General features: G+C 46.8%; 11 protein-coding genes and 1 pseudogene. All 12 read right to left on the reverse strand.

Annotated features, from left to right (window positions below; translation table 11 throughout):
• Nucleotides 1-213: pseudogene (locus R7Q38_RS14420) on the reverse strand (chemotaxis protein CheW); the annotation flags it as partial.
• Nucleotides 203-982, reverse strand: coding sequence for a ParA family protein (locus tag R7Q38_RS14425; protein WP_005380505.1), 780 nt, complete (start codon nucleotides 980-982; stop codon nucleotides 203-205). The pseudogene R7Q38_RS14420 and the gene R7Q38_RS14425, both read right to left, overlap by 11 nt.
• Nucleotides 983-990: 8 nt before the next feature.
• Nucleotides 991-2103: a chemotaxis response regulator protein-glutamate methylesterase gene (locus tag R7Q38_RS14430; RefSeq protein ID WP_005384458.1), complete on the reverse strand. Its 1113-nt coding sequence runs from the start codon at nucleotides 2101-2103 to the stop codon at nucleotides 991-993.
• A gap of 29 nt (nucleotides 2104-2132) precedes the next feature.
• Nucleotides 2133-4373: a chemotaxis protein CheA gene (locus tag R7Q38_RS14435; protein ID WP_239938783.1), complete on the reverse strand. Its 2241-nt coding sequence runs from the start codon at nucleotides 4371-4373 to the stop codon at nucleotides 2133-2135.
• A gap of 9 nt (nucleotides 4374-4382) precedes the next feature.
• Complete coding sequence (locus R7Q38_RS14440) at nucleotides 4383-5123, reverse strand: protein phosphatase CheZ (protein ID WP_005380502.1); 741 nt, start codon at nucleotides 5121-5123, stop codon at nucleotides 4383-4385.
• Nucleotides 5124-5241: 118 nt separating this feature from the next.
• Nucleotides 5242-5610: a chemotaxis response regulator CheY gene (gene cheY / locus R7Q38_RS14445; protein ID WP_017635949.1), complete on the reverse strand. Its 369-nt coding sequence runs from the start codon at nucleotides 5608-5610 to the stop codon at nucleotides 5242-5244.
• 45 nt (nucleotides 5611-5655) lie between these two features.
• Nucleotides 5656-6390, reverse strand: a complete 735-nt coding sequence (locus R7Q38_RS14450) for an RNA polymerase sigma factor FliA (protein WP_005380499.1) — start codon at nucleotides 6388-6390, stop codon at nucleotides 5656-5658.
• Nucleotides 6383-7270, reverse strand: a complete 888-nt coding sequence (locus tag R7Q38_RS14455) for a MinD/ParA family protein (protein WP_005380498.1) — start codon at nucleotides 7268-7270, stop codon at nucleotides 6383-6385. Before R7Q38_RS14455 ends, R7Q38_RS14450 begins: the two co-directional genes overlap by 8 nt.
• A 14-nt stretch (nucleotides 7271-7284) precedes the next feature.
• A complete protein-coding gene (gene flhF, locus R7Q38_RS14460) occupies nucleotides 7285-8802 on the reverse strand; it encodes a flagellar biosynthesis protein FlhF (protein WP_239938781.1) in 1518 nt (505 codons plus the stop codon).
• Nucleotides 8803-8830: 28 nt separating this feature from the next.
• Entirely contained in the window at nucleotides 8831-10930 is a 2100-nt protein-coding gene (gene flhA / locus R7Q38_RS14465) for a flagellar biosynthesis protein FlhA (protein WP_025998722.1), read from the reverse strand.
• A 210-nt stretch (nucleotides 10931-11140) separates the two neighbouring features.
• On the reverse strand, nucleotides 11141-12271 hold the full coding sequence (gene flhB / locus R7Q38_RS14470; RefSeq protein ID WP_005380490.1) for a flagellar biosynthesis protein FlhB: 1131 nt from the start codon (nucleotides 12269-12271) through the stop codon (nucleotides 11141-11143).
• A gap of 3 nt (nucleotides 12272-12274) precedes the next feature.
• On the reverse strand, nucleotides 12275-13057 hold the full coding sequence (gene fliR / locus R7Q38_RS14475) for a flagellar biosynthetic protein FliR (protein WP_005384463.1): 783 nt from the start codon (nucleotides 13055-13057) through the stop codon (nucleotides 12275-12277).
• Between the last annotated feature and the right edge of the window lie 6 nt (nucleotides 13058-13063).

Here is a 13063-nt window from a genome sequence, read left to right on the forward strand (position 1 = left end):
CTCTGGCTCTGGCTCTGGCTCTGGCTCTGGCTCTGGCTCTGGCTCTGGCTCTGGCTCTGGCTCTGGCTCTGGCTCTGGCTCTGCAGATGATACCTCTTGAGCCAACAGGTCAAGGTCTTCCTCAAGAGTCGTTATTTCAGTTTCATCATCCAGTAATGCATTAAAGTAGTCATCAAGTGCTTGTTCACTGGACAGCACATCATTACTGCTCATCGAACGCCAACCTCTCCAGATAAATCAGTAGCTGTTTATAGGCAAACACACCACGACTACCAGATGCAAAATGCGACGCTGGCAAGTGCTTTAAACTGGCATCGCGGAACTTGGTATCAATAGGCACCGCTGAGGTCCACACTTGATTTGGGTAATCTTTTTTCAGTTGCATCAATGTCTGCAATGACGCTTTCGTGCGCTTATCGTACATGGTTGGGACGATAGTCACTTTGAAACCGCCCGGGCGAGATTTTTGCATAATGGTTAGCGTACGCATCATGCGCTCTAGACCTTTCATCGCCAAAAACTCTGTTTGAACAGGAATCAAAATTCTGTCACTGGCTGCCAACGCGTTCACCATCATCACGCCAAGGATTGGCGGACAGTCAATCAACACATAGTCATAGTCTTGTGAGACAGTTTGCAGCGCCCGTTTTAAGATTAATCCCATACCACTGCGATTACCCATTACGCGATCAAGCGTGGCAAGGGACATATGCGCGGGAATGATATCCATTCCTTCCAGCTCTGTTTCTAAAATCAACGGTTTAACCGTCTCACGAGAAAACGTCTTCAACTGGAATAAATCAAATAGGCTCGAAGTTACTGCATCAGGATCATAACCGAGATAAGTAGTCAGTGAGGCGTGAGGATCAGTATCAACCATCAATACTCGATGGCCTTTCTGGCTCAATAAGCCCGCCAATGTCACTGTTGAGGTGGTTTTACCCACGCCTCCTTTCTGGTTAGCTACACTCCAAACAATCATGATGAATCCTAAGCTAGGCCAACTTCCACCAACATGCGTTCAGCAATGCGGTCAAGCGGTAAATCTTCTGAAGAAATGCCTGCTTTAGCAACCGCTTGGGGCATGCCATAAACAACACAACTTTCTTCATCTTGTGCCCAAATTGTTGAGCCTGAAGACTTCAACATGCGAGCGCCCTCACGACCGTCTGCACCCATGCCTGTCAACACTAAAGAGAGCACTTTGTCGCCATATACTTTTGCGGCAGAACCAAAAGTCACATCCACACATGGTTTGTAGTTCATGCGGTCGCCGCCATCAATAATGCGAAGACGAGCAGCGCCCGCTCGTCCATCCACCATCATTTGTTTCCCACCTGGTGCAAGGTATGCCACACCGGGCTGTAACACATCGCCATCTTGTGCTTCTTTCACTTGAATCTTACACAAGGTGTTCAAACGACTGGCAAACGCAGCAGTAAACGTTGCTGGCATGTGTTGAATCAATACAATCGGATGCGGATAGTTCATCGGCAAACGCGTCAGAATTTTTTGTAGAGCAACGGGGCCACCTGTTGATGTGCCAATTGCCGTCAGTTGATACTTCTTACCAGAAGCACGGTACTTTGTCGCAGCAGGTCGAGTTGGTGTTGGAGTCACAGGTGAAGCCGTTCTTGAACCTAATGGTCGAGTAGTCGTGCTGGTACTCGCTGTTGGGCGAGCGATAGGTCGACGCATGAAAGCGCGCTTCGAGGCAATCTGAATCACACGCTGTTGAAGTAATGACACCGCTTCTTCACGGTTACGCGCAATGTCCTCAAACTTTTTCGGTAAGAAGTCCAATGCGCCCGCATCTAGCGCATCAAGCGTAGCTTTCGCCCCGTCGTGGGTCAGGGACGAAAACATTAGAATTGGCGTTGGAGCAGCGGCCATTATTTCACGTACAGCTGTAATGCCATCCATCACTGGCATTTCAATATCCATCGTGATGACGTCAGGTTTGAGAGATTTGGCTTTCTCAACCGCCTCTCTACCATTTACCGCAACGTCAATCACTTCTAGGCGCGATTCTGAGTTGATGATTTCGCTCACGCGACGTCGGAAAAAACTCGAATCATCAACGACTAGTACTTTAATCGCCATCTTATTCCTTTTAATAACGTCAGCTTTGCTTAAAGGCGTGAAGCCGCAGCATATCGCTTAAGTAAATCAGGCACATCTAGAATTAATGCAATATGGCCATCGCTAGTAATTGTCGCACCAGCCATACCTGGAGTGCCTTGTAATAGATTATCGAGTGGCTTAATAACCACTTCTTCTTGACCAATAAGCGTATCCACAACAAAACCAACGCGCTGGTTACCAATCTGTACAATCACCACGTGACCGTGACCAGTACGCTCTTGAACGTTTTGCGATTTGGATGCCAACCAGTTTTGTAAGTAAAATAGTGGGATAGATTTCTCACGCACAATGATCGTCAGCTGACCATCTACCACGTTTGTACGACTAAGATCCAAGTGGAAAATTTCACTCACCGAAGCCAGTGGTAGAGCAAAAGGATGACCGCCAACACCAACCATCAGAGTCGGTAAAATCGCTAACGTTAGTGGTACTTTGATCGTAATCTTAGTGCCCTTGCCTAGCTCAGAATCGATATCGATTGAACCGTTTAAGGTATTGATCGCCGTCTTAACCACGTCCATACCCACACCACGACCAGAAATGTCAGAAATTTTATCTTTACTTGAGAAGCCAGGTGCGAAGATAAGGTTGAAGCACTCTTTATCTGTTAAACGTGCCGCCGCATCTTCATCCATCATGCCACGCTTCACCGCGATGCCACGCAGTTTGTTCGGGTCCATACCGCCACCATCATCTACGATGGATAGTTCAATATGGTCCCCTTCTTGCGATGCTGACAAAATCACTTTACCTGTGCGTGATTTGCCTGCCTTCGCGCGTGCGTCTGGCATTTCAATACCGTGATCAACCGAGTTACGCACCAAGTGAATCAACGGATCGGCCAATGCTTCTACAAGGTTTTTATCGAGATCGGTTTCTTCACCGCGCATTTCTAGCACGATGTCTTTATTTAGGTTACGAGCCAAGTCACGGACAACGCGTGGGAAACGGCCAAACACTTTCTTAATTGGCTGCATACGCGTTTTCATTACCGCGCCTTGTAGATCCGCAGTTACCACATCAAGGTTAGCGACCGCTTTGGACATCTCTTCGTTGTCGCTATTCAAACCAAGGCTTAGTAGACGGTTACGCACCAATACGAGCTCACCCACCATGTTCATGATGGTATCAAGCGTCGAGGTATCAACACGAACGGTTGCTTCAGCCTGAGGTTTTTTAACCGCTGGTGCTTTGGCTTCTTCTTTTACCGCGACTGGTTTAGATTCTGGCTTTGGTGCTGGCGCTGCTTGAACAGGTGCTGGCTTAGCAACAGGCTCAGGTTTCGCAGGGCTTTGCTCTACGTTTACTGAAGCAGGCTTCGTTGCCATGTCCAATTCTTCTAGCGTTGGGCCTTTACCTGAACCATGTAGCTCATCGAGTAACTTTTCGAACTCTTCGTCCGTCATTAAGTCACTGTCTTGATTTGATGAAGATGCCACTGGAGCGGAAGGCTCTGCCGCTTTGGGTGGCTCTACTGGTACGGATGCAGATGCAGCAGCCTCTGCCGTAGAAGGGCTTTTTCCTACACCGTGCAGTTCATCGAGTAAACGTTCAAACTCATCATCAGTGATATCACCACTTTCAACTGATGGCGCACTCGATTGAGGCGGTTCAGATGGCGTTGTAGGTGTCGCAGACATTGAGGTGCCTGGCGCTGAACCTTTACCATGAAGCTCATCAAGTAGCTTTTCGAATTCGTCTTGGGTAATTTCATCAACAGAGCCGACACTTGATGGTGCTGACGGCGCAGCAGGTTCTTCGATGATAGGCTCGGGAATAATAGGCTCTGGAGTAGCCACTGGTTCTTCAACTACGGTTGCCGCTACTTCATCTTCTGACTCAGGTTTGCATAGACGATGAAGTTCTTCAAGAAGCTCAGGGTCCGCAGCTTCTAACGGCTCACGATCTTGAACAGCCTGGAACTGAGTATTAACCGTATCCAAGGCTTTTAGCATCGTATCCATTAAGTTTTGCGTTACCGTGCGTTGACCGTTTCGTAAAACGTCGAACACGTTCTCCGCACCATGACAAGTATCGACTAGCTCTGCCAATGAAAGGAAGCCGGCACCGCCTTTTACGGTATGAAACCCGCGGAAAATAGCATTAAGTAAGTCTTTGTCTTCTGGGTTATTTTCCAATTCAACCAACTGCTCAGAAAGCAGCTCGAGAATTTCCCCAGCCTCAATGAGAAAGTCCTGAAGAATATCTTCGTCTAAATCGTAGCTCATACGTTACCTTTAAAATCCAAGACTGGACAACAAGTCATCGACTTCGTCCTGCGATGAAACCGCATCTTCTCTCAGTTCTGGATGAAGAATCGGGCCTTCGGCTTCGCTTGTTTGTGTATTCTTTTTATCTGCCGGTTCTGACAAAACTTGAATGTGTTCTTCAAGTTTATTTCCAGAGAATACGGTTAGGATTTCCACTAAGCGGCCTTCAACTTCATTAACCAATGTAATTACGCGGCGAATGATTTGGCCAGTTAGGTCTTGGAAGTCTTGCGCCATGAGAATTTCGGTCAATTGGCCGCGCAATTCAGTGCTGTCACCTTCGACTTGCACTAATAGCCCGTCGATTCGGTGGCACAGTGCTTTAAATTCGCTTAATTCTATGCGCCCGTGCATGAGTTCATTCCATTGAGGACGAACTTTTAGAAGGCAATCATGCAGGTTGTCAGCGATAGGAAGGCAGCAGTCGACCGCATCCATTGTTTTGTTGGCTGCAAGCTCTGTCTTCTCGATCACATAATTGAGACGATCCCTAGCGTTAGGGATTTCGTCTTTCGCAATTTCGGTCATGCGCTGATCGAGACTGAACTGCTTGAGTGATTCGTGAAGGTCTCGAGTTAACGCTCCAATTTCTTGCAGCATTGGGTTATCGGCACCTTCGTAGATCGAGGCAACAAGCATATTGGCTTGGTCTTGTTCCCCGTTTTCTAGCATTTGAACGAGTGACTTCGCCTGCTCTAGTGAGATCATTCTGAATAGACCCTTTTACGTTTAGTTCTTCTTATCACTTTGAAAACGCTAAACGAGTCATTTAATAGGTATTTAATAATTGGTATGAATGACTCGAATAACAAAGAGAAAGAGAGAGTTATAAACGCTCGAAAATTTTATCTAATTTTTCTTTTAATGTTGCAGCAGTAAATGGCTTAACAATGTAGCCGTTTACACCTGCTTGAGCAGCTTCAATGATCTGCTCACGCTTCGCTTCAGCCGTGATCATTAGAACTGGCAGATGCTTAAGTTCTGCATCCGCGCGGATGTGTTTAAGCAAATCGATGCCTTGCATACCTGGCATGTTCCAGTCAGTTACAACAAAATCGAAGTCACCTTTTTTCAGCATTGGTAATGCGGTTAAACCATCGTCCGCTTCTTGAGTGTTATTGAAACCCAAGTCACGAAGCAGGTTTTTAACAATACGGCGCATTGTTGAGAAATCATCAACAATAAGGATCTTCATGTTTTTATTCAAAATTGCCTCCACTGAATCGTAAAATCAGTGTTTTTAGTCATTTTGTGTCCACGCACTGAGCTTGGTACGTAAACGTTGCATCGCTTGACTCAGTATTTGACTTACGCGAGATTCGCTTACGCCTAACACATCGCCAATTTCTTTCAAATTGAGTTCTTCATCATAATAAAGCGAAAGAACCAAAGCTTCACGCTCTGGAAGCTGTTTTATTGATTCAACCAGTGCTTTTCGAAATGATTCATCAACTACCCCTTTGAATGGGTTGCTGTCATCGGTTTCATCCGCCGGTGAAATCACATCATCAGAAACGCCTAAATCTTCAATACCGACTAATTTTGAGCAGTTGATATCGGTAAGAGCACTATGATATTGATCCAGTGTCATACCGAGATGCGTGGCTACTTCAGAATCAGTAGGATCTCGATTTAATTCGCCTTCCAGCTCCGCAATCGCTTGGTTAATCTCTCGATTATTTTTATGAACAGAACGCGGTACCCAATCGCCTTTACGCATGTCATCTAACATTGCGCCACGAATACGGATACCTGCATAAGTTTCAAAGCTCGCACCTTTAGAACCATCATAATTCTGCTGAGCTTCGATAAGACCGATCATGCCGGCCTGAATTAAATCCTCTACCTGAACACTCGGCGGTAAACGGCCTAGTAGGTGGTGAGCAATGCGCTTAACCAACACTGAATAACGTTCAATGAACGCCTGCTGGCTATTAAATTTGCCATGTTGGTCATAGGTTATCGCTTTATTCACCAAAAGGGTCCTCTGCGAATTCGGTACGATTTAGCAACCTTTCCACAAAAAATTCCAAGTGTCCACTTGGTGTTTTCGGTAGTGGCCACGTCAACGCTTTGTTTGCTAGTGAGCTGATAGCTAAAGCGGCAGGCGAGCGTGGGAACGCATCAACGACAATTTTTTGTCTTTTTACAGCCTGTCGTACTTTATCATCTAATGGAATACATGCTACGAGTTCAAGGCTAACATTCAAGAATCGCTCTGTGACTAGTGTCAACTTTGCAAACAATTCTCGCCCTTCACGGTAGCTTCTGACCATATTTGCTACAACTTTAAAGCGTTGAACTTGGTGTTCTTTACTCAACAGCTTGATTAATGCATAGGCATCTGTGATTGACGTCGGTTCATCACACACAACTACAACCACATCTTGAGCTGCTCGCGAAAAACTGATTACCATGTCAGAGATACCAGCAGCGGTATCAATCAGCAGGACATCCATTTCGTCTTCAAGACTACCAAATGCTCGAATGAGTCCAGCATGCTGAGCGTGAGAAAGCTCTGTCATGCTCTGTGTGCCAGAAGTTGCAGGAATTATCTTTATACCATAAGGCCCTTCGACAATCGCATCTTTTAGCTCACATTCACCCGCTAAGACATGTCCTAGATTACGTTTTGCACGAATTCCGAGCATCACGTCCACATTGGCCAGACCTAAATCAGCGTCGAGAACCATCACCTTCTTGCCTTGGCGAGCCATACAAATCGCCAGACCCAGTGTTACGTTTGATTTCCCCACACCACCTTTGCCGCCAGTAACAGCAATCACTTTGGTCAACGATGGTTGTGTTAAGCGACGGAGGCCGCTTGCTTGATCGTGTATCATATTCTCAGTCATAGTAGTCCGCCGCCTTAGAGTCCTTCACTGTCACTGTTCCAAAAGTGAGGTTCGTTCTCTGTCGACTTCTCTAACAGTTCATTTGCTTTCGCAAGCATATATTTTGGTTGCGCTATCACAATGTCTTCTGGTACGCGTTGACCATTAGCGATGTAAGCTACTGGCATTGCGTTTTGAATCACTACACTGATGAATTCGCCTAGGCTTAATGACTCATCAAGCTTCGTCATAATACAACCCGAAAGTGGTATACGTCGGAAGTGATCCAGCGTTTCTTGTAGAACACGACGTTGTGCGGTAGCCGGCAAAACAAGGTAGCTGTGAATCACTTCCCCACTCTCTTGCATTAGAGTGTCGAGCTGCTCGGAAAGCCTCACATCTCGTTGCCCCATCCCTGCCGTATCGACCAAAATCAGTCTTCTGTTTCTTAGCTGATATATAACATCGGCTAACTCGTTAGAATCTTTAGCAACTCTTACGGGACAACCCATGATTCTTCCGTAAATTGAGAGTTGCTCATGTGCACCTATGCGATATGTATCTGTTGTCACAAGGGCCACATTGTCGGCACCGTATTCCATGGCTGCGCGTGCTGCGAGTTTCGCTACGGTTGTTGTTTTCCCAACCCCCGTCGGACCCAACAATGCGACTACGCCACCACGTTTTAAAATGTCCTGTTTAGGAATATTGATTTGATCCGCCACCAGCGACAATAACGCTTTCCACGCTCGCGCTGGCTTTGTATCTTCCGGGATGTAACAGGCCATCTGGTCTGCTAACTCCGGAGAAACGCCCATTCGCTCTAAGCGCTTAATCAGCATCGCTCTTAGCGGCTCACGGCGTTCTACTTCTTGCCACATCAGGCCAGAAACTTGGTGCTCCAACAGACGACGAATTGACGTCATCTCTTCGCGCATGCTTTCTAGCTCATCGGCCGATTCGTCACGCTCATCACTTGGGCGACGTCGGTCATAGCGCGTCGGGTCCAGCTTGGGCGTCGGACGTTCAAATCGATTGTCCTGTGCGATTAGCTTCGCCAAAGGTGAATCTGGTTGATATGGCGCTGGCTTTTCTTGGTTGTAGCCGTCGCGATGCTTATTTTGGCGTTGCAGCAAAGCAGAGAGCGAATCTTCATTTTCCGCTACGTGGTCGTCAGTATCTGCTGCACCACCGCTATATTGCTTAAGCATATTAGCGAATCGCTGCGTCATTGAGCCTGTTTTTTCATTGTTACTGTTATTACTGTTCAGGCTAATTTTATCTTCATCTAAATGACGATCTTGGTAACGATCAGCAGAAGACGATGACATTTGACGATGTTCGTTATAGCGATTCGATTGAGAAGCACCGCGATTTTGCTGTGACGCTGCGCTTGCTTGAGACGGATTAGATTCACTATCTATCGCCGCAACAATCGCTACTCCACCAGCCACTTTCTTGTTTGACATGATCACCGCTTCCGCGCCTAACTCCTCTTTCACTTGGAGCAGCGCCGTTCTCATGTCTTTGGCAAAAAATCGCTTTATTTTCAAACTATGAATCCATTAATGATGCGTGAGATCAGTTACCCACGGCTTGCACAATTCTGATCTGTTTTTCATCCGGTATTTCTTGGTAAGACAGTACCCGGAGATTAGGTATTGTGTTCTTCACAAATTTCGCCAACGTCGAGCGTAATACACCGGAAGTAAGCAGAACGGCAGGTTCGCCTTTCAGTTCTTGTTCCTGTGTCGCTTGGCTTAGTGAAGACTGCAATCGCTCAGCGAGTCCCGGTTCAATCCCCGCGGATTCGCCTCCTGATGCTTGCATAGTTTGATGCAATATTTGTTCCAGTTCGGGTATCAAAGTGATCACTGGTAACTCAGGCTCTATACCATTGATTTCTTGAACAATTAGGCGTTTAAGACTAATTCGAACTGCTGCCGTCAATATGTCAGCTTCTTGACTCTTACTTGAGTACTCAGCCAAAGTTTGAACAATCGTGCGAATATCGCGGATTGGAATGGCCTCGTTTAACAAGTTTTGTAGGACTTTCACCACCACACCTAATGGTAATTGGTCAGGAACAAAGTTCTCGACCAACTTAGGCGCGCTGCGTCCCAACATTTCTAATAAATTCTCTACTTCTTCATGGCCAATTAGCTGTGATGCGTTGTTGGTCAATAGCTGGCTTAGGTGCGTCGCTAATACCGTTGATGAATCAACCACCGTATAACCTAAGGCTTGCGCGTGCTCACGCTGATCTTCTCGGATCCATACGGCTTCCAGTCCAAAAGCAGGGTCAATGGTTGGCTCACCATCAATCATGCCATACACCTGACCTGGGTTAATCGCTAACTCTTGATCCGGACGAATCTCTGCTTCGCCCACCGCAACCCCCATCAATGTAATTCGGTAACTGTTTGGGGTCAGCTCAAGATTGTCACGAATATGAACCGCTGGAATTAGGAACCCAAAATCTTGCGATAACTTTTTACGCACGCCTTTTACACGCTCTAACAGTTCCCCACCTTGGTCTCTGTCCACCAAAGGGATTAAGCGATAACCTACTTCCAAGCCAATAATATCGACTGGCTGGACGTCATCCCAAGACAGTTCGCGCTGTGAGGAAGGTTCTGTACCTTCGTCTGCTGTTGCTGGTAAAGCGGGCTCTTTCGCTTTCTGCTTCTGCCGTTTGTCGATGAAATATGCCGCTGCACCGGCCGCGACTGCCAGGCTCAAAAACGCAAAGTGTGGCATGCCCGGTACGATGCCCATCACACCAAGAATAGCCGCAGTAATCATCAGCGCTTTTGGGTTGTCGAACATCTGGAAAACCAGTTGTTCACCCATGTCTTCATCGGTGTTTTGGCGTGTCACCATCATTGCCGCTGCAATTGACAGCAATAGCGATGGGATTTGTGCGACCAAACCATCACCGATTGTCAGTAAGGTATAGATTTCAATCGCTTCACCGAAACCCAATCCATATTGCGCCATACCGATCGACAGACCGCCGACGATGTTGATAAACAGAATCAAAATACCGGCAATCGCGTCACCTTTTACGAACTTCGAGGCACCATCCATCGAGCCATAGAAATCCGCTTCTTTGGTCACTTCAAAACGACGAACTCTTGCCTGCTCTTGGTCTATCAATCCGGCATTCAAGTCCGCATCAATCGCCATTTGCTTACCCGGCAACGCATCAAGCGTAAAGCGAGCACTTACCTCAGAGATACGACCCGCACCTTTGGTCACCACCATAAAGTTGATGATCATTAAGATGAGGAAAACCACTAGGCCGACCGCGTAGTTACCACCAATAACGACGTTACCGAACGCCTCAATTACGTTACCTGCCGCATTACCGCCTTCATGACCATGCAGTAAGACGACACGAGTCGAGGCAACGTTCAAAGCCAAGCGGAGCAACGTGGCGATCAGCAATACCGTTGGAAAAGCAGCGAAGTCCAAAGGGCGACGTGTGTAAACGGTCACTAACAACACCACCATCGACAGCGCGATGTTAAAGGTGAAGAACATATCCAGCAAAAATGCTGGAATCGGCAGTACCACCATCGCTAGGGTGGCCAAAACCATCACCGGAGCACCAATAGCTGGCATTTCACGTTGAGGGATTCGTGGCAATTTATCTGCAAACGGCAGGCTTAACTTCATACTGCGAGAGATCTCAATCGATTGAAGCGTCACGTAAGCTCTTACTATTAATACGCGACCGCTTTAGCCTAAAAGTTTAGGTAGGGTTGATAATTAAAGCGTTTTAAGCAATCTATGTACCATAATTAGCGCCAAAATAATGACTAAACACTCAAATAGAGCTTAGCTTTTGATCAAACGAGCTTTTTTAAGGCTTTACCGCTTTTCGTATCAATGGCGGTGCTCGGGCGGGATTGGCAAATCATAATCTTGAATTTTCGGGCGCTGTCCACCTCGTTTTCGGTATTGCTTCAATTGGAATACAAATGCCAAAACCTGAGCGACGGCAGTAAATAACCCATCGGGGATCTCTTGCTCGAGCTCTGTCGTGTGGTACAACGCACGAGCCAAAGGTGGTGCGGGCACAATCGTAATGTCATGTTCGCGGGCGACTTCTCGAATCTTCATCGCCATGTGGTCAGTACCTTTAGCGATCACGACTGGCGCACGGTCTGTCTTCTGCTTATAACGAAGCGCTACCGAGAAGTGCTCAGGGTTAGTAACAATAACATCAGCTTGAGGAACATCCGCCATCATTCGACGTTGAGCCGCTTCCCTTTGCAACATACGAATACGGCCTTTCACTTCCGGCTTACCTTCAGTCTCTTTGTATTCGTCTTTGACTTCTTGCTTGGTCATTTTTAACTGATCGGCGTGCTGCCAAATTTGAAATGGAATATCGATGGCAACCACAATCAATAGCGAGCAACTGATCAGCAAAATAAAGTTCAGCAAAATATCTAAAGCATGGAAGATGTTTTGCGGATACACATCCATGCTCAATTGAATCAGATCGGCCTGCGATGCTTGGATCAAATAGATGGCGACACCAGTGACCAGAACCACTTTAAGGATTGATTTGATCAACTCTACCCAGCTTTGCATGCCAACCATTCGCTTTAAGCCGCTAAGCGGATTCATTTTCGACAGCTTGGGCATGGCCGCTTGGGCAGAAAAACTGATTCCTCCCACACCTGCTGCTCCAATCATGGCGGCGGTAAACAATGTCGCTAACACCAAAAATAGTGGGAACAACAAATCACTCATCGCGCCCAAAGCGATATCAAACAGTTTTGCAGTATCGAAAATCTCTTCTCGTTGAAGATCAAATAAACGGCTCATGATGGAAAACAATGAACGTGCTAACGCCTCGCCAAACCACATCAATGAAATGGCGCCAACGATCAGCACAGATGCTGATGCAAGCTCTTTAGATCGAGCGACCTGCCCCTTTTCTCTGGCTTGTTGTAACCGTCGGGGCGTGGCTTCTTCGGTGCGTTCCTGACCGTCTGATTCTGCCAAATCTTAGCACTCCAAGCGAATAAGCCGACAAATCTGCGCCTCACCCACTGTCCAGAACATTTCATAATGACTGTATAGACCAGCCAGTATGTACCAACAAAGTAATAGACCCACCATCAAAGCAAAAGCAAAACCAAGCGAGAAGATATTCAGCTGTGGTGCGGCACGGGTCATTACACCAAACGACAAGTTAATGGTCAGTAGTGCAATAATGCCGGATAGAGACATACTCAATGCCGTTTGGAACATAATACCAAGCCAGCCTGCCATTTCACGGAAATCAACCGCGTTGAGCGAGCCGGAGCCAATCGGCAAAGTTTTAAAACTGAACACCACCAATTGCAGCATTTTTAAGTGTCCATCGGTGGCAAGGAAAAACATTGTCGTTAAGAACATGAATAACTGGCCAAGCAATGGCGTGTTCTGACCATTTGCAGGATCAACCATAGAAGCAAAGCCCAAACTTGATTGCATACCCAATATTTGACCAAGTAGGACAAAGGTTTGAATCATAAATTGAGTAACCATACCCATCGCTATGCCGATGATCATTTGCTCGGCAATGGTCATGAAGCCACGAAACGAGAGTAGCTCAATGTCTTGAGGTACGGCGGGGATGGCTGGCATGACAGCGAAAGTGATGGCTAAACCGAGGTAAAGGCGGATTCTTGGCGAAACAAATCGGGCCCCGGTTACTGTCATCACCATCAACATGGATGAGATACGAACATAGGGCCAGAAGTAGTTTGCGATCCAATCTAAGACAACGCTAGTGGGGTACTCCATAGGCGC

Origin of the sequence: Vibrio sp. Vb0598 (genome assembly GCF_033338935.1) — a bacterium.
GTDB lineage: Bacteria > Pseudomonadota > Gammaproteobacteria > Enterobacterales > Vibrionaceae > Vibrio > Vibrio alginolyticus.